Genomic DNA, 20,003 nt, shown 5'->3' on the forward strand with positions numbered 1-20,003 from the left:
GGCGGTGCCTGCGTTGCCTATCGGCTGAGCGCCCAGAACATCGGCATGCCGGCCCAGAGCTTGTCGAGTCCCTTGAGGTCGGCACGCGCGGCGAAGGCGGCCGAGTACTGACCGGCGTTGATGTAGGGCACCGCCTCGTAGGCGCGGACCTGGAAGGCGTCGAGCAGCTCCTTCCGCTTGGCGGGCACGGTTTCCTTCAGCCAGGCGGTGCGCAGCTCGTCGAGCGGCTTGTCGCACGGCCAGCCCGGCAGCGTGTTGCCGCAGGCTGCACCCAGGTAGGCGTTGCTGATCGGCGAGTTGACGTCGAACTCGCCGGCCACCGTCACGTACATGTTCCAGCCGCCGGCCTCGGGCGCATCGCGCTTGGCGCGGCGCGCGCCGATGGAAGCCCAGTCGAGGTTCTGCGCATCGACGTTGATGCCGATGCTCTTCATGGTCTGGGCGGCCATCAGCGCCTCGGCGTTGAGGTAAGGCACGTCGCTCGGCACCAGCAGCACCACCTTCTCGCCCTTGTAGCCCGCGTCGGCCAGCATCTTCTTGGCCTTGGCGACGTCGGATTTGCGGTAGGGCTCGGCACCGGCCGCGGTCTCGTTCGGGCTGCCGCAGATGAAGAAGGTGGGGCAATAGGCCATGCGCATGTCGAGCGGATAGCCCATGGCCGCGACGAAGCGCTCCTGGTTCACCGCTGCGAGCAGCGCCTGGCGCACCTTCGGGTTGTTGAACGGGGGATGCAGTTGGTTCATGACCAGGAAGCCCTGGTAGGCGCCGCCCGAGCCGATCTTGATGCTGCTGTCGGTGCGCAGCGGCGCGATGTAGTCGGGCTGCAACTGCTCGACGAGGTCGACCTCGCCGCGCTTGAGCGCCGCGATGGCGCTGTTGGAATCGGGCAGGTAGAGCCACTCGATGCGGTCGAAGTGCGGCTTCTTGCTGCCCGCGAGGCCGTTGGGCGGCTCGCTGCGCGCCACGTAGTGCGGATTGCGCACGAACACCGCCTTGTTGCCCGGCACCCATTCATCGCGCTTGAAGACGAACGGGCCCGAGCCCAGCACCTCGGACAGCGGCGCGGTCGCCGACATCTTCGCGAGCCGCTCGGGCAGCACCACCGGCGGAAAGCCCGAGGGCTTGGCGAGCGCATCGAGCACCATGCCGAAGGGCTCGGCGAGCGTGAGCGTGAAGCTGCGCGCATCGGTGGCCTTCCACTCGGCGCCGACCGCGGTCATGGCACGGCCGAGGCTGTCGCGCGCGGCCCAGCGCTGCAGCGAGGCCACCGCGTCGGCCGAGGTGACGGCGCTGCCGTCGGAGAACTTGAGGCCCTCGCGCAGCGTGAAGTTCCAGGCCTTGCCGTCCTTCGAGACCGTGTATTTCTCGACCATCTGCGGCTGCGGCTTGCCCGACGCATCCTGCGCGAACAGGGTGTCGTACACCATGTAGCCGAAGTTGCGCGAGATGTAGGCGGTGGTGAAGGTCGGGTCGAGGATCTTCAGATCCGCATGCGCGACCACCTTGAGTGTCTTGTTCGCGGGTGCCTGTGCCAGCGCCGGCAGGCACGCGGCGGAAAGCGCCAGGGCAACAGCAGCAGCGTGGACTGCGAGCGTTCGTCGTTTCATGGTCGGTACTCCGGTGGGGCAAAAGAAGAAAGGAAAACTCAAGCGGCGACGCCGATCGGCCACTTGGGCAGCCGCGCCTTGCGGTAGGGCAGGGTGTTGAGATCGAGCGTGACCGCGCCCGGCGCGCCGGCGTAGATCACGTGCTTCGCGACCTTCGAATACGACGCGTAGAAGTGTTGCGACGACTTCACGACGATGATCTTCTTGGCCGCGAGGTCGCAGCCCAGCTGGGTGAACAGGTCGGTGCCCATGGCCTGGTTGCGCAGCGTGATCAGCACGATCTCGATGCCGTTGGCTTCGACGAGGGCGCTGTCGCCCATCAGCGTGGGCGTGCCGGCAAGCCCCGTCATCACCAGGTCGGGCCGCAGCGCCTTCACCGTGCATTCGAGATCGATCGGGTCGCCCGAGAGCGGACTGATCTTGCCGCCGAGGCGCATGGCCAGCTGGGCGCCCACGCCCGCGTCGAAGGCGATGCGCACCGCGATCGGGTCCCACATCGGGCCGAGCGCCGCATTGGCGATGCCGCGTTCGACCATGCGGCGCAGGATGAAGGTCGCGTCGCTGGCGGCGCCGCCGCCGGGGTTGTCGGCGCCATCGGCGAGCACCACAGGACCGCCGTCGAATGCCAGCGCCTCGTCGAGCGAGGCATCGATGCCGGGGTAGTTCACGGTGAGGCCGTCGCGCATCGCGATGACTTCGTCGGCGAGCTGGCGCGCGAGCGCATCGGCCTTGGCCTGGTCGCCGTCGGTGTAGACCAGCACCTTGGTGCCCATCTCGGGCACGTCGCCCCACGAGAAGCCGTGCGTGAGCGAGATCGACAGCACGCCGTCCTTTCCCTCGAGCGACTGCATGCGTTCGACGAAACCGCGCGCCGGCTCGCGCGAGGTGTGCACCGTCACGATCATGTCGCAGTCGACCACCGCCGCCACCGGCTTGACCTTGCCCTCGACCATTGCGGCGCAGAGGTCCACCAGCTCGAGCCCGCGCTCGAGCACGTCGGTGTGCGGGTATTCCTTGAACGAGATCATCAGGTCGGCGTTCGCGACCATCTCGGGCGTGAGATGGTTGTGCGGATCGAGCTCGGCACCGATCACCGCGCCGGGCCCGGCGATCTGCCGCACGCGTGCCAGCAGGTCGCCTTCGCAGTCGTCGTAGCCATCGGCCACCATCGCGCCATGCAGGCCGAGCAGCACCATGTCGACGGGCATCACCGCGCGCAGGTCGGCCAGCAGCTCGTCGCGCAGCGTCTCGTAGGCGTGGCGCGTGGTGGTGCCGCTGGGCTGTGCGCCGGCCACCATGCCCTCGAACAGTTGCCAGCCCTTGTCGGCGCCGCGCATGCGCGCGGCCCACAGCGGGCCCGAGAACAGCGTCATCGCATCGGGGTGCTTGCCGGCCGCGAAATAGCCGCGGTCCTTGAAGGAGGCAAGGCCGGTCGGCATCGGGCCGAAGGTGTTGGTCTCGGTGGCGAGCGAGGCGCTGAAGACACGCATGGGATGGTCTTTCGTTCGAGGGGGTGGTTGTTCTTGTCAGGCGGGCGACGCGCTGCGCAGCCGCTCGGGGCCGAGCATGGCGGCCGTGAGCCCGAAGGACGCGATGCGTTCGGGCAGCGGCAGCCCGCGGGCCAGGGCCGCGCAGGCCTCGCCCATCGCCGCCGAGGTCTGGATGCCGTAGCCGCCTTGCGCCGCGACCCAGAAGAAGCCCGGCGCGCCGGGCTCGAACCCGCCGACGAGGTCGCCGTCGGCCACGAAGGAGCGCAGGCCGGCCCAGGTGCGCGTGGGCCGGCGGATGGCGAGCGTGGTGGCTTCTTCGATGCGGTGGATCGCGATGGCGATGTCGAGCTCCTCGGGCTGCACGTCCTGCGGGTCGACCGGATCGGCATTGGCCGGCGAGCCGAGCAGCATGCCGGCATCGGGCTTGATGTACCAGCCCTCGTCGGCGCTGAAGACCATGGGCCAGTGCGCGACGTTCTCGCCCTCGGGCGGCGCGAAGATGAAGGCCGAGCGACGGCGCGGCTCGATGCCGATGGGCCGCACGCCGGCCAGCTGCGCGATGGCGTCGACCCAGGCGCCAGCGGCATTGAGCAGCACCGGCGCTTCGTAGGCAACGCCGCCGGCCGTCACGCGCCAGCGTTCGCCGATGCGCTCGATGGCCGTGACGCCGGCGTCGCACACCAGCTTGCCGCCGGCCTGGCGCATGCCGCGCAGGTAGCCTTGGTGGATGGCGTGCACGTCCATGTCGGCGGCATCGGGCTCGTAGACGGCTCCGTCGACCTGGTCGGGGCGCAGCGCCGGCACCATGGCGATGGCCTCGGCGCCGCTGAGGCGCATCGCCTCGCGGTCCATGGCGCGCAGCACGTTCCAGTGCGCATCGAGCACGGCGGACTGCGCGGCGCTGCCCACCATCATGGCGCCGCGCGGCGTGAGCAGCGGATGTTCGGCAAAGCCCTCGGGCGGGTTCCGCAGGAACGCGCGGCTCGCCATGGTGAGGGCCCGCACCTGCGGCGTGCCGTAGCTTTCCATGAACAGCGCGGCCGAGCGGCCGGTGGCGTGGTAGCCCGGCTGGGCCTCGCGTTCGAGAACGATCACGCGCGCGTGCGGCGCGAGCCAATGGGCCACCGAAGCCCCGGCAATGCCGCCGCCAATCACGAGGTAGTCGGCTGCCACAACGGGCGCGGGTGTGCTGGAAGTCATTGGCGAAAAGTGTAGGCAGGATTTTGCGGATACGCAAATTATTTGCAACGCACCAAGGGGAAACCATGACGCACCGCATCGGTGAAATTTGCGTGAATGCAATTTGCGGATACGCAACTTCCGCGCCTGCGTCATCCGGGTTGCCATGGATGGCGTGCTGCCCACTGGCAGAATCGCGATGCATCACAAGAGAAAGCCAAGCGTGAATCCACACACAGTGACCAGAGCGGGGACCAAGCCGAAGGACGAGCCGCCCACACTGGACCGCACCACTTTCGGTCACCGGCTGCGCAGTGCGCGCAAGCGTTTCGGCTGGACGCTGGCGCAGCTGGCCGAGAGATCGGGCGTGTCGATCACCACCATCTCGCGCGCCGAGCGCGGTCAGCTCGCACTCGGCTACGAGAACTTCACCGCGCTGGGGCGCGCGCTCGAGATGGACATGAACGCCATGTTCGCCGGGGCCGGCATCAAGCCCGCGCAGCTCGGCGGCCCGGTGGTCACGCGCGCGGGCAAGGGCGTGGTGTACCGGGGGCTTTCGATCGCCTACGAGTTCCTCGGCACCACCGCGGCCGGCAAGCAGATGAGCCCGATCGTCGGCACCGTGCACGCGCGCCGCATCCATGGCCCCGAAGACTTCGTGCGACATGCGGGCGAAGAGTTTGCCTATGTGCTCTCAGGCGAGATCGAGGTGCATTTCGAGAACGGCGAGGTGGTGCGCCTCGCGCGCGGCGACTCGTTGTACTTCGACAGCCGCATCGGCCATGCGTACAAGAGCGTGAGCCGCCAGCTCGCGAAGATCGTGGGCATGACCACGGGTGAAAGCGGGCACATGAAGTCGGCGCGCGAGGCGCCGGCGCTGGCGCCGAAGGGCGCCGCCCGAGGCCGAAAGGCCTGAGCCGCCTTACTTCGCGCCGCCCGTGTACTTGGTGACGCTCGTGGCGCTCACGTGGTAGCCGCTCACGCCCATCATCGAATCGTTGCGCTTGGTTTGCAGCTTGCCCGTGACCCACACGGTGTCCATCGCGCGGAACTTGGCGCCCTTGGGCGTCACCACGTGCAGGATCTGGTTCGCGGGCGGCGGCGGGGTGTGGATGCAGGCGCCGAAGTAGGGCACGAGCAGGAACTCGGTGACTTCGCCCTTGACCTCTTCGAGCGGCACGATGAAGCCCGGGATCTTGACGTCGACGCCGTTCATCGCCGGGTTGGTGGGCGCGTTGTTCGACACTTCCTGCATCTTCATGAGCAGCTCGTTCGCGCGCGGGTCGCCGTCCTCGAGCGCGCTCAGGTCGATGCCCTTGAACTCCTTGGCGGGATCCCAGTCCTTCGGCACCAGTTCTTCCCAGCTGATCTGGCGTGGCTGCCCGGCGGCAGCCTTGGCTGCGGCCGCCGGCGCACCCCCCTTGCCGCCGAGCGGGTTCGTGGCGGTGGTGTCTTTGGGCGCGGGTTCGGCGGCCCAGGCCGCAGCCGTGAGCAGCGAACTGGCCAGCGCCAGGGCGGCGCAGGAACGGAAGCCGCGAAGTCGGGGGGTGTTCATGTTTCTAGATCCTCGGAGAAAGCCCGTCCGCCAGCGACAGCCTGTACGCGCGGATTCCGGGCAGCAGGCTTGCCAGCCAGCCCGCGGCCAGCAGGCTCGCCAGCAGCAGCCATTCGTTCAGTGTAGGTTCCGAAAGGCTCAGTGTCAGCCCGAACTGCGACTGCAGCCATGGCGCCAGCAGGGCAATGCCGAGCACCGCCATCGCCACGCCGAAGGCCACGCCGAGCACGGTGACCATGGCGCCTTCGAGCGCGAGCAGCGCCAGCACATGGCGCCCGCCGGCGCCGACGGCGCGCAGCACCGCGAGCTCGCGCCGCCGTTCGTTGAGCCCCGCCAGCACAACCGACACCAGCCCCGCGAGGCTGACGAGCGCCACCAGCGCCGACATCAGGAGCAGCGCGTTCTCGCCCACGCCGATCACGCTCCACAGTTCGTCGAGGGCCACGCCGGGCAGGATCGCCATGAGCGGCTCGCCGTTGTAGGTCGAGATCCAGCGCTGCACGCCGAACACCGCGGCGCGGTTCTTCAGGCCCACGAGCGCGGCCGTCACGTTCTTCGGCGTTAGGTCGAACTTGCGCACCTGCTCGGCCGGGATCTTCACGCCCGGCATCGGTGCGCCGCCCACCCACTCGAGGTGGATCGCCTCCATCGCCTCGAGGCCGATGTGCACCGTGCGGTCGACCGGCGTGCCGGTCCGCGCGAGCACGCCCACCACGGTGAAGGGCTTGTCGGCATGCTCGGCGGTGTTGAGTTCGCCGCCGCCATGGGCGAGCGTGATCTTCTGGCCCACGTGGTAGCCGAGCCGGTCGGCCACTTCGGCGCCGACCACCGCGTCGAACAGCGCGTCGAAGGGCTTGCCCTCGCGCAGCACGAGCGGCTGCCGGTTGCCGTAGCGGAACCGCATGAAGTACTCGGGCGAGGTGGCAAGCACGGCAAAGCCGCGGTGCGAATCGCCGAGCGACAGCGGCACCACCCAGTCGACGCCCGGGTGCGCGGCGAGCGCCTGCACGCTCTTCCACGCAATGTTGTTGGTGGCCGAGCCGATGCGGAATACCGAATACAGCAGCAGCTGCGTGGAGCCCGTGCGCGCGCCGACGATCAGGTCGGTGCCCGAGACCGACGCGGCGAAGTTCTGGCGCAGCTCGGTGCGGATGCGCTCGACCCCGAGCAGCAAGAAGGTCGACAGCGCGATCGAGAACACGGTGAGCGCGAGCGTGAAGCGGCGGTTCCAGGCGCTGCGCCAGGCGATCGAGAAGAGGGCGCTCATATCATTTCCGACGCGCCCGCCGCCGCGCGGTTGATCTCGGGCAGCAGCACGTGGCGCGCAAAGCGCTGGGCGATGCGCTGGTCGTGGCTCACGAAGACGAGCGCGCTCTGGTTCAGTGCGCAGGCGGTCAGCAGCACGTCGAGAAAGGCTTCGCGCCGGTCCTCGTCGAGCGCCGAGGTGGGTTCGTCGGCGATCACCACCTCGGGCTGGCCGATGAGCGCGCGTGCCGCGGCCACGCGCTGCTGCTGGCCCACCGAGAGCTGCATGGCCGGGCGCTGCCAGAGGCTGCGCTCGAGGCCCATGTCGCCGAGCAGGCGCTCGGCCTCGGCGCGCGCGCTGCCGCCGTGCTGCGCCGCCTGGTTGCTGCGCCGCTCGGAGAATCGGCAGGGCAGCAGCACGTTGTCGACCACGCTCAGGTACGGCAGCAGGTTGAACTGCTGGAAGATGTAGCCCACATGCGCCACGCGGCAGCGGTCGCGCGCCGCGCCCGAAAGCTTCGACCAGTCGTGGCCCAGCAGGCTCACGCGGCCTTCGTCCGCCACCAGCACGCCGGCCAGCAGCGACAGCAGCGTGCTCTTGCCACAGCCGCTCGGCCCGTGCAGGAAGACGGATTCGCCGGCGGTGATGCGGAAGGCTTCGATGTCGATGCAGGGCCGCGTCGCGCCGGGCCATGCAAAGCGCAGGCCTTCGGCGGCAAGCACCACGCGCAGCGGCTTCGCTTGGCCCGCGGCGAGGGTGCTCACGGCCTCATTGGCCCCAGCCGAGGCGAACCGGCTGGGCCGCCTTGGCGCCGCCCGGGCGCTTGAGCTGGCGCTTGAACTGTCCCTGGGCCGTGGCGACCTGCACGTCGATCTGCCGTATGCCCTTGAAGGCGGAGAAGAGGTTCACGTCGATGAATTTGGCCGCGGCTGCGCTGGTGCAGTTGAAGGAGAAGGTGGCGTCCAGGTCGGCATGGCCCGCGGCCTCGGCGGGGTCCGGCTGGCCCAGGCCCAGCGCGCTGGAGCGCAGCTCGACCGGGCCGAGCTTGCAGTTGGCCGCGGGATCGATGGCGAAGAGCTTGTCGGCCGCGCGCAACTGGGCCACGGCGTCCTCGGAGGTTTTTTTCTCGGCGTTGGTACGCGGCGCGCGCTCGAAGCCCACGAGGTTGTCGAGCGGGGATTCCATGGCGATCACCACCGTGGGGCCGTCGACGGCCACGTCGAGCGTGAGCTGGCCATGCACATGCGCATGCTGGTGCTGGGCCTGTGCAGGAAGAACGCAGGCGGCAGCCAATGCTGCTGCCATTGCGAGGGCGAAGCCGGACGACGTGCGTCGGAGTCGAATGCGTTTCATGGTTCTGCGCCTTGCCGGGTCGGCAGCCCCGGGGTGTTGCTCCATTCGCTCCAGCTGCCGGCATAGAGCGCGGTCGTTCCCAGCCCCGCGATCTGCATCGCCAGCAGGTTGGGCACGGCGCTCACGCCACTGCCGCATTGGTGCACGACCGTCGCCGGATCGCGTCCCGCGAGCAGCGCCTCGAACTCGGCACGCAGCTGCGATGCCGGCTTGAACTTGCCGTCGGGGCCGAGGTTCTCGGCGAAGGGCCGGTTCAGGGCCCCGGGGATGTGACCCGCGATCGGGTCCAGAGGTTCCACCTCGCCGCGATAGCGTGCGGCGGCACGCGCATCGATCAAGTTCTGGCCGGGCTGGCCGAGCCGGCGGACCACGTCGTCGGTGGTCACGAGCCGAGCGAGCGGCTCGCTGGCGACGAAGTTCGACTGGAAGCGCGCCGGCTCCTCGCGGTCGGTCACTTCGCCGCCTGCGGCCTGCCACGCCTGCAGGCCGCCGTCGAGCACGGCCACGGCATCGTGGCCCATCCACTTGAGCATCCACCAGAGCCGGCCGCAGTAGTTGGCGCCGTTGCGGTCGTACACCACGGCCTGCATGTCGTTGGAAAAGCCCACGCTCGACAGCCACTGCGCGAATTTCTCGCGGCTCGGCAGCGGATGGCGCCCGCCCGAGGCCGGCACGCCGTCTTCTTGTGCAACCACCACCTCACCGTGCGCGCCGGGCCTGCCGTGCGGCGCGCTCAGGTTGTCGTCGAGGTCGGCATGCACTGCGCCCGGGATGTGGGCCGCCGCATATTGCTTTGCGCCGGCTTCGGGCGCCATGAGGTCGAAGGTGCAGTCGAAGACCATCAAGGGCGTGTCGCCCGCTTGAAGCGCGCGGAGTTGTTCGACGCTGACGAGGGTGGTGTACATGGCAAGTTCCTTCGCTGTCGCGTTGATCGGTTTGATGCGCCGGCGTGTCAGTGTTCCTCGGCGGGCGCCTTGGGCACGGCGCGCTGACGCAGCACGGTGGCCGCGATGCCGCTCGCGATGATGAGCGCCATGCCGGCCCAGCCGGTGGCGTCGATGCGGTCGTCGAACAGCACCACGCCGTAGAACGCCGCAAAGACGATGCCGGAATACTGCAGGTTGGCGACCACGAGGGTGCCGGCCTGCGTCTTGGCAGTGGCATAGGCGCGTGTCATGCAGAGCTGGCCGAGGGCGGCCAGGAGGCCGATGGGCAGCAGCCAGAGCGCATGCTGCCACGTCCATGCGCCGTTGCCCGAAAACCCGGTGGCGCCGGTCGCGAATGCGCCGGCCACGGCCGAGCCCACCGCAAAATAGAAGACGGTACGCAGCTCGGGTTCGCCGATGCGCGACAGCGCCACCACCTGCATGTAGGCGAAGGCGGCCGTCAGGCCCGACAGCAGGCCCAGCATGCCCGCGAAGCCGTTGCTGTCGTCCACCGTGGGCTTGAGCATCAGCACCACGCCGACGAAGCCCGCGAGCACCGTGGCCGCGAGCGTGCCCTGCAGCGGCGGGCGCTCGACGCGGCCGTCGCGCCCGCGCACCGGCACCCAGGCGAGCAGCGTGCCGCCGACCAGGAAGGCCGCGACCCAGACACTGCTCATGTAGTTGAGTGTGACGGCCGTGGCGAGCGGCATGTGGGCGATGGCGTAGAACCACGCGCCGAGCGACACCACGCCAATGATGCTGCGCCAGGCGTGCATGCCGGGGTAGCGCGTGGCCATCGACACGCCGCGGCTGCGCGCCAGCAGCCACAGGAACACGATGCCGATCAGCCCGCGCCCGAGCACCATCTCGCCGCTGTTGAACCAGGCCGATGCAATCTTGACGACCACGCTCATGGTTGCGAAAAGAAAGGCGCCCAGCACCATCCACAGTGCTTGCATCAGTCGCCCCTGCCCGCCAGCGCAGCGGTCATCGCCTCAGGCGGCATGCATCGTCTGCCGATACCACTCGTGGAACTGCTGCATGCCGTCTTCCATCGGGCTCTGGTAAGGGCCGGTCTCGTTCTCGCCGCGCAGCATCAGCGCGCGGCGCCCGGCGTCCATGCGCTCGGCGATCTCGTCGTCCTCGACGCAGGTTTCCATGTACGCAGCGCGTTGGGCCTCGACGAATTCGCGCTCGAAGGCGACGATTTCCTCGGGGTAGAAGAACTCGACCATGTTGAGCGTCTTCTGCGGCCCCACCGGGTGCAGCGTGGAGACGGTCAGCACGTGCGGATACCACTCGATCATGACGTGCGGGTAGTAGGTGAGCCAGATGGCGCCGAACTTCGGCGGCTTGCCTTCGCGGTACTTGAGCAACTGCTCCTGCCAGCGCTGGTAGACGGGGCTGCCGGCGCGGCCGAGCCGGTTGGCCACGCCCACGGTCTGCACGGAGAAATTCTTGTTGAATTCCCAGCGCAGGTCGTCGCAGGTCACGAAGCTGCCCAGGCCCGGGTGAAAGGGGCCCACGTGGTAGTCCTCGAGGTAGACCTCGATGAAGGTCTTCCAGTTGTAGTTGCACTCGTGCAGCTCGACGTGGTCGAGCGCATAGCCCTCGAAGTCGAGTTCGGCTCGCGGCCCCAGCGTGGCGAGGTCGGCCGCCACGTCGCGCGCGTTGGCCTCGAACAGCAGTCCGTTCCACTCGGTGAGCGGGTAGTTGTGCAGGTTCAGGCAGGGGTCCTGGTCGAAGTGGGGCGCGCCGATCAGCGTGCCCGTGGTGCGCGGGTCGCTCGCCGCGTAGGTCCACCGGTGCAGCGGACACACGATGTTGCCGCCCGCCTGGCTGTCGAGTTGGCCGCGGCCCTGCAGGATCAGCGCCTGCCGATGGCGGCACACGTTGGAGATGAGCTCCACGCCCTTGGGCGTGTGCACAAGCGCGCGGCCCTGGTGCTCCTGCGGCAAGGTGTGGAAGTTGCCCGGTTCGGGCACGGCCAGCCGGTGACCCACGTAGCGCGGGCCTTGGGCGAAGAGCGTCTGCATCTCGCGCGCGTAGAGCGAGTCGTCGAAGTACGCTGAAACTGGAAGTTGGCTCGCGGCCTGCTGCAGTTGAAGACTTAAATCAGACATGGAGGACCTGACCAAGCTCCCCACAGGGAGAAAAGAGAAAGACGGAAGGGCGCCGTGCGGCAATGCGACGGCCCGAGAGTTGTGCCGGCGCTGCCGGCGGGGGAATCGGGCATTGTACCCAAGGGGGCGTCATCGCGCCGGCCCAAGGTCGAGGCCCGGCGGCAGCCCGCTGGTTCCCCGTCCTAAAATGCCATGTTTCATTCACATTCCCTCGCATGCCCAAGGTCACTCCCTCCGCTTCGTCCAGCCCGGAAGCCTCGCCCGACACAGGTCCGCTGCCGGCCAGCTACGAAGCCGGGCTCCAGGAGTTGGAGAAGCTGGTTGCAGAGCTCGAGTCGGGCCAGTTGCCGCTCGACCAACTGCTGGGCAGCTACCAGCGTGGCGCCGCCCTGCTCGCCTTCTGCCGCGAGAAGCTCCAGGCGGTCGAAGACCAGATCAAGGTGCTCGATGCCGGCGCGCTGAAGCCGTGGGCCGCCGAATGAGCGCTGAACGTCTGGCCGGGCACTGGGACTCGGCGCGCCTCGCGCGCTGGAGCGAACCGCACCTCGCACGCGTCGAATCGGCGCTGTCGGCCTGGGTCGGTGTCGATGCGCCCGTGCTGCTCGGCGATGCCATGCGCTATGCAGTGCTCGACGGTGGCAAGCGCCTGCGGCCCCTGCTGGTGCTGGCGGCGAGCGAGGCGGTCGACGGCAATCCCGCCGCGGCGCTGCGTGCGGCCTGCGCGGCGGAACTCATTCATGCGTATTCGCTGGTGCACGACGACCTGCCCTGCATGGACAACGACGTGCTGCGCCGCGGCAAGCCCACGGTCCACGTGAAGTTCGGCGAAGCCGATGCGCTGCTGGCCGGCGACGCGCTGCAGGCGCTGGCCTTCGAGCTGCTGACGCCCGAAGGCGACGAGGTGCCCACGGCGATGCAGGCCACCCTGTGCCGGCTGCTCGCGCGCGCCGCAGGCAGCCAGGGCATGGCGGGCGGCCAAGCCATCGACCTTGCCAGTGTCGGCATGGCGCTCGACGAAGCCCAGCTGCGCGAGATGCACCGCCTGAAGACCGGCGCGTTGTTGCAAGGCAGCGTCGAGATGGGCGCGGCCTGCGCGGCCGGTACGATGCCGCCCGGCGCCGTCGCCGCGCTGCGCGAATACGGAGCCGCGATCGGCCTGGCGTTCCAGGTGGTCGACGACATCCTCGACGTGACGGCCGACTCGCAGACCCTCGGCAAGACGGCCGGCAAGGATGCGGCCGCGGACAAGCCCACCTACGTCTCGCTCTGGGGCCTCGAGGGCGCGCGCGCGCAGGCGGCCCAGTTGCTCGCCCAGGCGCTCGCCGCGCTCGAACGCAGCGGCCTCGCCGACACGGCCGCGCTGCGCGCGCTGGCCCACATGGTCGTCGACCGCGACCGATGAACTGACCACCGATGGACAAGAAGACCCACGACGAACCCATGGCACCGCTGCTTTCCACGCTCCACGACCCGGCGCCGATCCGGCAGTACGACCGGGCCCAGCTCAAGCAGCTGGCGGACGAGGTGCGGGCCTGCGTGCTCGACAACGTCTCGCGCACCGGCGGCCACCTGAGCTCCAACCTCGGGACGGTCGAGCTCACGGTCGCGCTGCACCATGTGTTCGAGACACCGCACGACCGGCTGGTGTGGGACGTGGGCCACCAGACCTATCCGCACAAGATCCTGACCGGCCGGCGCGATCGCATGCCCACGCTGCGACAGATCGGCGGCATCTCGGGCTTTCCGCAGCGCACCGAGAGCGAATACGACACCTTCGGCACCGCGCACTCGTCGACCAGCATCTCGGCCGCACTCGGCATGGCGATGGCGGCCAAGCAGAAGGGCGAGGACCGCCACACGGTCGCGATCATCGGCGACGGCGCACTCACCGCCGGCATGGCCTTCGAGGCGCTCAACAACGCGGGCGTGTGCGACTGCAAGCTGCTCGTGATCCTGAACGACAACGACATGTCGATCAGCCCGCCCGTGGGCGCGCTCAACCGCTATCTCGCGCAACTGATGAGCGGCAACTTCTACGCCGCGGCCAAGAACGTCGGCAAGAGCGTGCTGCGCGCCGCGCCGCCGCTGTTCGAGCTGGCCAAGCGCTTCGAGCAGCATGCCAAGGGCATGGTGGTACCGGCCACGCTGTTCGAGCAGTTCGGCTTCAACTACGTCGGACCGATCGACGGCCACGACCTCGACTCGCTGGTGCCTACGCTCGAGAACCTCAAGCACCTCGACGGCCCGCAGTTCCTGCACGTGGTCACCAAGAAGGGGCAGGGGTACAAGCTGGCCGAGGCCGATCCGGTGGCCTACCACGGGCCCGGCAAGTTCGATCCGCAGGTCGGCCTGGTCAAGTCCGCCGCGCCGGCCAAGCAGACCTTCACCCAGGTCTTCGGCCAGTGGCTCTGCGACATGGCGGCGCACGACGGACGGCTCGTGGGCATCACGCCCGCGATGCGCGAGGGCTCGGGGCTGGTCGAATTCGAGCAGCGCTTCCCCGACCGCTACTACGACGTGGGCATTGCCGAGCAGCATGCGGTCACCTTCGCGGCCGGCCTCGCGTGCGAGGGCCTGAAGCCGGTGGTCGCCATCTATTCGACCTTCCTGCAGCGCGCCTACGACCAGCTGATCCACGACGTGGCGATCCAGAACCTGCCCGTGGTGTTCGCGCTCGACCGCGCGGGCCTCGTGGGCGCCGACGGTGCCACCCATGCGGGCGCCTACGACATCCCGTTCCTGCGCTGCATTCCGAACATGAGCATCGCCTGCCCGGCCGACGAGCGCGAATGCCGGCAACTGCTCACGAGCGCCTACGAGCAGAACCATCCGGTGGCGGTGCGCTATCCGCGGGGCGCGGGCGCCGGTGTGGTGCCGCACCTTGCGCTGGACGCGCTGCCCTTCGGCAAGGGCGAGGTGCGCCGCCAGGGACGGCGCATTGCGATCCTCGCGTTCGGCACGCTGCTCTATCCGGCGCTCACCGCCGCCGAATCGCTCGACGCCACGGTGCTCAACATGCGCTGGGCCAAGCCGCTCGACGTCGAGCTGTTGCTCGAGGCCGCCCGCACGCACGAGGCCATCGTCACGCTCGAGGAGGGCGCGGTCATGGGCGGCGCGGGCAGCGCGGTGCTCGAGGCGCTGCAGGCTGCGGGCGTGCAGAAGCCGGTGCTGCAATTGGGCTTGCCCGACCGCTTCATCGAGCATGGCGACCCGGCCGGGCTGCTGGCGTCGATCGGGCTCGACGCGGCCGGCATCGAGGCCGCCATCGCCCAGCGCTTCGGCGCGGTCGCAGGGTAAACCCCGGCGAGCCGGGTGTAAGCGGGTTTTTACAATCGCGAAGACTCACAAAAGTCCCCAACGCGGTCACAAGCCGCGTTTCGTTTTTTCTGAAGCACCCGGAGTGAAATCAATGGATCGTCGTTCTCTCATCAAAAACGCAGGCATCGCCGGCGTTCTGGCTGCCGGCATTGCGCCCGCGGTTCACGCGCAGGCCGCCGTCCGCTGGCGCCTCGCATCGAGCTTTCCCCGCTCGCTCGACACCATCTTCGGCAGCGCCGAAATGCTGTCGAAGACGGTCAAGGCCATGTCGGGCGGCAAGTTCGAGATCTCGGCGCACCCCGCCGGCGAACTGATGCCCGCGTTCGGCGTGGTCGATGCCCTGCAGGGCGACACGCTCGAGATGGCGCAGAGCGCCGCCTACTACTTCACCGGCAAGGACCCGATCTTTGCGTTCAGCTGCGCCGTGCCCTTCGGCCTCACCGCACGCCAGAACGACGCCTGGAAGGAATACGGCAACGGCCGCAAGCTGCTCGATGCCTTCTTCGCCAACTACAACTTCCACACCGCCAGCGCCGGCAGCACCGGCACGCAGATGGGCGGCTGGTACCGCAAGGAGATCAAGACCGTCGCGGACCTCAAGGGCCTGAAGATGCGCATGGGCGGCGGCGTGTTCGGCGAGGCGATGGCCAAGCTGGGCGTGATCTCGCAGAACATGCCGGCCGGCGACGTGTACCAGGCGCTCGAGAAGGGCACGCTGGACGCGGCCGAGTTCGTCGGTCCGCACGACGACCAGAAGCTCGGCTTCAACAAGGTTGCGCCGTACTACTACTACCCCGGCTGGTGGGAAGGCGGCGCCGACCTCGAGTTCTTCATCAACAACAAGGCATTCGCCAAGCTGTCCGACGAGAACAAGGCGATCCTCAACGCGGCCACCAAGGTTGCCGCGCGCGACATGCTCGCCAAGTACGACGCGTACAACCCCATCGCGCTGAAGAAGCTCGTGGCCGACAAGACCCAGCTCAAGGCCTTCCCGAAGGCAGTGATGGACGCCGGCTTCAAGGCTTCGATGGAAGTGTTCGCCCTGCACGAGGGCAAGTCGCCCGAGTTCAAGAAGATCCACCAGGACATGCGCGCCTTCCAGCGCGACCAGATCCTGTGGAACCGCTTCTCGGAGTACCCGTTCAACCAGTACATGAACTCGGTCAAGATCTGACCGGACGCACCGGCGAGCAATCGTCGGGCGCACGACAAAAAAGAAGGCCGGCCACTCGCAAGAGTGGCCGGCCTTTTTGCCGTCAGTGCCTGGCGGCAGGTCAGGGCTTCTTGCCCTCCTGCTGCTTGAGCGCGTCTTCCATGGCCTTCAGCGGATCGCTCTCTGCGCTCTCCGCCGGTTCGGCGGGTTCAGCCGACGGCGGCGGTTCTTCCGGCGCAGGGCTGCTGCCGAAGGTCGGCACTTCGGAGCCATAGGGCTCGGGCGCGAGTCCGCCGCCTTCGGGCGTGAGGCTTTCACGCATCTGGCGGCCGATGTCCTCGAGATTGACGTTCGGCGCCTTCTCGAGGCTGCCCGTCACGATCTGCGGGAACGCGATCAGGATGCCCACCATCGTCAGCTGGATCAGCAGGAAGGGAATCGCGCCCCTGTAGATCTGCATCGTGGTGACCGGCTCCATGACCTTCTGGGTCACGCGGTCGACGTACTGCTTTTCGGGCGCCACCGAACGCAGGAAGAACAGTGCGAAGCCGAACGGCGGATGCATGAACGAGGTCTGCATGTTGACCGCGAGCAGCACGCCGAACCAGATCAGGTCGATACCAAGCTTGTCGGCCACCGGCGCCAGGAGCGGCACCACGATGAACGACAGTTCGAAGTAGTCGAGGAAGAACGCCAGGAAGAACACCAGGATGTTCACCACGATCAGGAAGCCCACGGCGCCGCCCGGCAGCGAGGAGAGCAGGTGCTCGACCCAGATCGGGCCGTCGGCGGCCTGGAACACCAGGCTGAACACCGTCGCGCCGATCAGGATGAACATCACGAAGCTCGACAGCTTGGTGGTCGCGGCCAGCGCCTGCTTGAGCAGCGAGAAGCTCAGCCGGCGGCGCACCCAGGCCATGATCAGCGCGCCCATGGCGCCCATTGCGCCGCCTTCGGTCGGCGTGGCAACGCCCAGGAAGATGGTGCCCAGCACCAGGAAGATCAGCAGCAGCGGCGGGATCAGCACGAAGGTCACGCGCTCCGCCAGTCGCGACAGCAGGTTGAGCTTGAGCGCCTTGTTGGCCAGGGCGATCACCAGTGCGAGGAACACGCCGCCGCACAGCGCCACCACCACCTTCTCGTCGGTGGCCACGAAGGTGACTTCACGGCCCTGGATCCAGGTGTGCACCGCTTCCATGTTGCGCGCCAGCCAGACCGCCACCACGGCCGACAGCGCCGTGAGCCCCACCAGCGAGATGTAGCCGCCGCTGCCGTTGGGCTCACGGTAGGTGCGCGCCTCGGGCGGCAGCGCAGGCACCTGCGACGGCTTGAAGATCGCGAGGAGCACGACGTACAGCACGTACAGGCCCATCAGCATGAAGCCGGGCAGGAACGCGCCCTTGTACATGTCGCCCACGCTGCGGCCGAGCTGGTCGGCCATGATGATCAGCACCAGCGAGGGCGGGATGATCTGCGCCAGCGTACCCGAGGCGGCGATCGCGCCGCTCGCGAGGCGCCGGTCGTAGCCGTAGCGCAGCATGATCGGCAGCGAGATCAGGCCCATCGAGATGACCGAGGCGGCCACTACGCCGGTGGTCGCCGCCAGCAGGGCGCCGACGAAGATCACCGCGAGCGCCAGGCCGCCGCGCATGGGGCCGAAGACCTGGCCGACGGTGTCGAGCAGGTCCTCGGCCATGCCGCTTCGCTCGAGGATGAGCCCCATGAGCGTGAAGAAGGGCACGGCCAGCAGCGTGTCGTTGGCCATGATGCCGATGAGCCGCTGCGGCAGCCATGCCATCACCGAGGACTGGAACACGCCCAGTTCGATGCCCACGAGACCGAAGAAAAGGCCGCAGGCGCCGAGGCTGAAAGCCACCGGAAAGCCGAGCAGCAGGAAACAGATCAGCCCCGCGAACATGATCGGGGCGAAGTTGGCAGCAATGAATTCCATGATGTGGTTCTGGCGGGGTCAGTGCTGTGGCTTGGGCTCGGCGGCGGCCTTGGCGGCCTCGACCTCGGCCTGCAGGCGCAGGGCTTCGATGAGTTCGGCCTCGGCCGTCTTGTCGGTCAGGCGGCCCATCGGGTCGGGCCCCTCGCCGCGCAGGAATGCGATGCGCTTGATGAGCTCGGACCAGCCCTGCAGCATCAGCAGCATGAAGCCCACCGGCAGCGCCGCCCACACGGGCCAGCGGATCAGGCCGCCCGAATTGCCCGAGGTCTCGCCCGACTGGTACATCTGGAGCACCACCGGCGTCGACAGGTACAGCACCGTGAGGCACAGCGGCGTGAGAAAGAAGGCGAAGCCGATGATGTCGATCCACACCTGCTTGCGTTTGGACAGGCGGCTGTTGACCACGTCGATGCGCACATGCTCGCGGTGCAGCAGCGTGAAGCCCGCCGCAACCAGGAACGACCAGGCGAAGAGGTACCACTGCACTTCGAGGAACGCGTTCGAACTCATGTTGAAGACCTTCCGGACCACCGCATTGAGTGCGCTGATCACGGTGGCCGCTAGGATGAGCCAGATGGCGTATTTGCCCACTTGGGCATTGAGCCAGTCAATGGCCCGGGACAGCTTGAGCAAGCCTTGCATCACATCTCCATCTTTGTATTGGAAGCCCCCGATACGAATGCACCCGACGCACCGGCGTTGTGCGCCGATGGGTCGGGTGCGGGAGGGCGGGCTGAATTCTAATGAACTACCCAGGGGAATACCTTCAGGGGCTACCCGCGGGACGGTGCCGATAATGCGGACCATGGCCCAGGCACCGCGCTCCGCATTCGATCCGGCGATCTCCGTGCCCGCCGGCATCGATTCGCCCGAGATGCATCGGGCCGGGCGCGACCTGCTCTCACTGGCGCTGATCGACGCGCGCAACCACACGCTCCACCTGCTGTCGCTCTACGAACAGGCGCTGGGATCGGCCAGGCTGCCGGTGCCCGCGGGCGAGCCGGACGTGGTGCCGCCGCTCTGGCTCGCCGGGCACATCGGCTGGTTCGCCGAATGGTGGATCGGCCGCAACACCCAGCGTGCCTTCGGCGCCGACTGCCCGGTGCGCCCGACCCGACTCGCCGCCATCGACCCGCAGGCCGACGAATGGTGGAACCCGGCGCAGGGCGGGTCGTCGGACCTGCCCGACCTGGCGCACACCCGGGCCTACCTGCTCGAGACCCTGGAGAGCACGCTCGAACTGCTCGAGCATGCGGCCGAGACCGATCCGGGGCTCTACTTCTATCGCCTGGCGCTGTTCCACGAAGACCTGCGCGGCGAGCAGTTCATCGTGATGGCGCAAACGCTGGGGCTGCCGCTCGGCATCGGCCAGCCGCCAGCCGCCGTGGTGCGCGAGCCGCTGCTGCTGCCCGCCACGCCATGGGCGCTCGGCGCGGGCGAGGGCGGCGGCTTCGCCTTTGCGCAGGAGACCGGCCTGCAACGCCTCGAGGTGCCCGAATTCGAGATCGACGCGCAGCCCGTGACCTGGAGCCAGTACATCGAGTTCGTCGACGAGGGCGGCTACGACCGCGAGGCGCTCTGGCATCCCGAAGGCTGGCGCTGGCTCGGGCAGCAGGCCGAGGGGCGTCGCAGTCCGCGCCACGTCGAGCAGATCGGCGCGGCACGCATCGGCACCGGCGGCGGCTCGGTGCTGCAACACCGCTTTGGCGCCACGGTGCGCGCCGCGGGCCATCACAGCGCGGTGCACCTGAGCTGGTGGGAGGCTGATGCCTGGGCGCGCTGGGCCGGCCGGCGCATCGCGACCGAGGTCGAATGGGAGATCGCGGCCCACACTGCCGCGCGGCGCGGCTTCCGCTGGGCCGATGTGCACGAATGGACGGCGGGCACGCTGCGGCCGTGGCCAGGCTTTCGCGCCGATCCCTGGAGTGCGGGCAGCGAGTTCGACCCCGTGCCCGCCTTCGGCCGCGCGCGCGTGCTGCGCGGCGCCTCGTTCGCGACGCGCGCGCGGCTGCGGTCGCTGCGGCGCCGCAGTTTCGCGATGCCCGAACGCGACGACGGGTTCTTCGGCTTCCGGACTTGTAGCCTGTGACCCGCCACCCCCG

At 68.5% G+C, this 20,003-nt stretch carries 18 protein-coding genes; 6 read left to right on the forward strand and 12 right to left on the reverse strand.

Annotated features, from left to right (window positions below; translation table 11 throughout):
- Positions 1–17: 17 nt before the first annotated feature.
- The 3 genes from AC3A6G_RS08030 to AC3A6G_RS08040 are packed head-to-tail and all read right to left on the reverse strand — an operon-like array spanning position 18 to position 4,297.
- Positions 18–1,607: an ABC transporter substrate-binding protein gene (locus tag AC3A6G_RS08030; RefSeq protein WP_487873491.1), complete on the reverse strand. Its 1,590-nt coding sequence runs from the start codon at positions 1,605–1,607 to the stop codon at positions 18–20.
- A gap of 38 nt (positions 1,608–1,645) precedes the next feature.
- The gene (locus AC3A6G_RS08035) at positions 1,646–3,097 is read right to left on the reverse strand and encodes a M81 family metallopeptidase (protein ID WP_487873492.1); all 1,452 of its coding nucleotides are present in this window, start codon (positions 3,095–3,097) and stop codon (positions 1,646–1,648) included.
- Between the two features lie 36 nt (positions 3,098–3,133).
- Complete coding sequence (locus AC3A6G_RS08040) at positions 3,134–4,297, reverse strand: NAD(P)/FAD-dependent oxidoreductase (protein ID WP_487873493.1); 1,164 nt, start codon at positions 4,295–4,297, stop codon at positions 3,134–3,136.
- Positions 4,298–4,499: 202 nt separating this feature from the next.
- Between AC3A6G_RS08040 and AC3A6G_RS08045 the strand changes: the two genes are divergently transcribed.
- Positions 4,500–5,192 (forward strand): helix-turn-helix domain-containing protein, encoded by a 693-nt coding sequence (locus tag AC3A6G_RS08045; protein ID WP_487873494.1) that lies wholly within the window; start codon positions 4,500–4,502, stop codon positions 5,190–5,192.
- A 6-nt stretch (positions 5,193–5,198) separates the two neighbouring features.
- Here the strand turns inward: AC3A6G_RS08045 and AC3A6G_RS08050 are convergent, their stop codons facing one another.
- Genes AC3A6G_RS08050 through AC3A6G_RS08080 form a run of 7 tightly spaced genes read right to left on the reverse strand, consistent with a single transcriptional unit; the run spans position 5,199 to position 11,479 of the window.
- Positions 5,199–5,831 carry a DUF3299 domain-containing protein gene (locus AC3A6G_RS08050; RefSeq protein WP_487859744.1) on the reverse strand — a complete coding sequence of 211 codons (633 nt, stop codon included), beginning with the start codon at positions 5,829–5,831 and terminating at the stop codon, positions 5,199–5,201.
- A 4-nt stretch (positions 5,832–5,835) separates the two neighbouring features.
- Entirely contained in the window at positions 5,836–7,098 is a 1,263-nt protein-coding gene (locus AC3A6G_RS08055) for an ABC transporter permease (RefSeq protein WP_487873495.1), read from the reverse strand.
- Positions 7,095–7,841, reverse strand: coding sequence for an ABC transporter ATP-binding protein (locus AC3A6G_RS08060; RefSeq protein WP_487873496.1), 747 nt, complete (start codon positions 7,839–7,841; stop codon positions 7,095–7,097). Before AC3A6G_RS08060 ends, AC3A6G_RS08055 begins: the two co-directional genes overlap by 4 nt.
- A 4-nt stretch (positions 7,842–7,845) precedes the next feature.
- Complete coding sequence (locus tag AC3A6G_RS08065; protein WP_487873497.1) at positions 7,846–8,430, reverse strand: DUF2796 domain-containing protein; 585 nt, start codon at positions 8,428–8,430, stop codon at positions 7,846–7,848.
- Positions 8,427–9,335, reverse strand: coding sequence for a sulfurtransferase (locus tag AC3A6G_RS08070; protein ID WP_487859748.1), 909 nt, complete (start codon positions 9,333–9,335; stop codon positions 8,427–8,429). Before AC3A6G_RS08070 ends, AC3A6G_RS08065 begins: the two co-directional genes overlap by 4 nt.
- A gap of 47 nt (positions 9,336–9,382) precedes the next feature.
- On the reverse strand, positions 9,383–10,315 hold the full coding sequence (locus AC3A6G_RS08075) for a DMT family transporter (RefSeq protein ID WP_487859749.1): 933 nt from the start codon (positions 10,313–10,315) through the stop codon (positions 9,383–9,385).
- A gap of 36 nt (positions 10,316–10,351) precedes the next feature.
- Positions 10,352–11,479, reverse strand: a complete 1,128-nt coding sequence (locus tag AC3A6G_RS08080) for an aromatic ring-hydroxylating oxygenase subunit alpha (RefSeq protein ID WP_487873498.1) — start codon at positions 11,477–11,479, stop codon at positions 10,352–10,354.
- Between the two features lie 215 nt (positions 11,480–11,694).
- Here AC3A6G_RS08080 and AC3A6G_RS08085 point away from each other — a divergent pair, with 215 nt between their 5' ends.
- The 4 genes from AC3A6G_RS08085 (at position 11,695) to AC3A6G_RS08100 (ending at position 15,971) form a co-directional block, all read left to right on the forward strand.
- The gene (locus tag AC3A6G_RS08085) at positions 11,695–11,961 is read left to right on the forward strand and encodes an exodeoxyribonuclease VII small subunit (protein ID WP_487859751.1); all 267 of its coding nucleotides are present in this window, start codon (positions 11,695–11,697) and stop codon (positions 11,959–11,961) included.
- Positions 11,958–12,881 (forward strand): polyprenyl synthetase family protein, encoded by a 924-nt coding sequence (locus tag AC3A6G_RS08090; RefSeq protein ID WP_487873499.1) that lies wholly within the window; start codon positions 11,958–11,960, stop codon positions 12,879–12,881. Before AC3A6G_RS08085 ends, AC3A6G_RS08090 begins: the two co-directional genes overlap by 4 nt.
- A 38-nt stretch (positions 12,882–12,919) precedes the next feature.
- The gene (dxs, locus tag AC3A6G_RS08095; protein ID WP_487860049.1) at positions 12,920–14,776 is read left to right on the forward strand and encodes a 1-deoxy-D-xylulose-5-phosphate synthase; all 1,857 of its coding nucleotides are present in this window, start codon (positions 12,920–12,922) and stop codon (positions 14,774–14,776) included.
- 112 nt (positions 14,777–14,888) lie between these two features.
- Entirely contained in the window at positions 14,889–15,971 is a 1,083-nt protein-coding gene (locus AC3A6G_RS08100; protein ID WP_487859753.1) for a TRAP transporter substrate-binding protein, read from the forward strand.
- A 100-nt stretch (positions 15,972–16,071) separates the two neighbouring features.
- On the opposite strand, the gene AC3A6G_RS08105 is transcribed toward AC3A6G_RS08100, so the two are convergent.
- Complete coding sequence (locus AC3A6G_RS08105) at positions 16,072–17,901, reverse strand: TRAP transporter large permease (RefSeq protein WP_487873500.1); 1,830 nt, start codon at positions 17,899–17,901, stop codon at positions 16,072–16,074.
- A gap of 18 nt (positions 17,902–17,919) precedes the next feature.
- On the reverse strand, positions 17,920–18,543 hold the full coding sequence (locus AC3A6G_RS08110; RefSeq protein ID WP_487859755.1) for a TRAP transporter small permease subunit: 624 nt from the start codon (positions 18,541–18,543) through the stop codon (positions 17,920–17,922).
- 163 nt (positions 18,544–18,706) lie between these two features.
- Here AC3A6G_RS08110 and AC3A6G_RS08115 point away from each other — a divergent pair, with 163 nt between their 5' ends.
- Positions 18,707–19,990: an SUMF1/EgtB/PvdO family nonheme iron enzyme gene (locus AC3A6G_RS08115; RefSeq protein ID WP_487873501.1), complete on the forward strand. Its 1,284-nt coding sequence runs from the start codon at positions 18,707–18,709 to the stop codon at positions 19,988–19,990.
- The last annotated feature ends 13 nt before the right edge of the window (positions 19,991–20,003 follow it).

This window comes from Variovorax sp. Soil_C_26 (genome assembly GCF_057657075.1).

Bases quoted from the DNA above. Each gene is read 5' to 3' on its own strand.
- AC3A6G_RS08030 (WP_487873491.1), bottom strand. From the start codon at position 1,607: ATGAAACGACGAACGCTCGCAGTCCACGCTGCTGCTGTTGCCCTGGCG.
- AC3A6G_RS08035 (WP_487873492.1), bottom strand. From the start codon at position 3,097: ATGCGTGTCTTCAGCGCCTCGCTCGCCACCGAGACCAACACCTTCGGC.
- AC3A6G_RS08040 (WP_487873493.1), bottom strand. From the start codon at position 4,297: ATGACTTCCAGCACACCCGCGCCCGTTGTGGCAGCCGACTACCTCGTG.
- AC3A6G_RS08050 (WP_487859744.1), bottom strand. From the start codon at position 5,831: ATGAACACCCCCCGACTTCGCGGCTTCCGTTCCTGCGCCGCCCTGGCG.
- AC3A6G_RS08055 (WP_487873495.1), bottom strand. From the start codon at position 7,098: ATGAGCGCCCTCTTCTCGATCGCCTGGCGCAGCGCCTGGAACCGCCGC.
- AC3A6G_RS08065 (WP_487873497.1), bottom strand. From the start codon at position 8,430: ATGAAACGCATTCGACTCCGACGCACGTCGTCCGGCTTCGCCCTCGCA.
- AC3A6G_RS08070 (WP_487859748.1), bottom strand. From the start codon at position 9,335: ATGTACACCACCCTCGTCAGCGTCGAACAACTCCGCGCGCTTCAAGCG.
- AC3A6G_RS08075 (WP_487859749.1), bottom strand. From the start codon at position 10,315: ATGCAAGCACTGTGGATGGTGCTGGGCGCCTTTCTTTTCGCAACCATG.
- AC3A6G_RS08080 (WP_487873498.1), bottom strand. From the start codon at position 11,479: ATGTCTGATTTAAGTCTTCAACTGCAGCAGGCCGCGAGCCAACTTCCA.
- AC3A6G_RS08085 (WP_487859751.1), top strand. From the start codon at position 11,695: ATGCCCAAGGTCACTCCCTCCGCTTCGTCCAGCCCGGAAGCCTCGCCC.
- AC3A6G_RS08090 (WP_487873499.1), top strand. From the start codon at position 11,958: ATGAGCGCTGAACGTCTGGCCGGGCACTGGGACTCGGCGCGCCTCGCG.
- dxs (WP_487860049.1), top strand. From the start codon at position 12,920: ATGGCACCGCTGCTTTCCACGCTCCACGACCCGGCGCCGATCCGGCAG.
- AC3A6G_RS08100 (WP_487859753.1), top strand. From the start codon at position 14,889: ATGGATCGTCGTTCTCTCATCAAAAACGCAGGCATCGCCGGCGTTCTG.
- AC3A6G_RS08105 (WP_487873500.1), bottom strand. From the start codon at position 17,901: ATGGAATTCATTGCTGCCAACTTCGCCCCGATCATGTTCGCGGGGCTG.
- AC3A6G_RS08110 (WP_487859755.1), bottom strand. From the start codon at position 18,543: ATGCAAGGCTTGCTCAAGCTGTCCCGGGCCATTGACTGGCTCAATGCC.
- AC3A6G_RS08115 (WP_487873501.1), top strand. From the start codon at position 18,707: ATGGCCCAGGCACCGCGCTCCGCATTCGATCCGGCGATCTCCGTGCCC.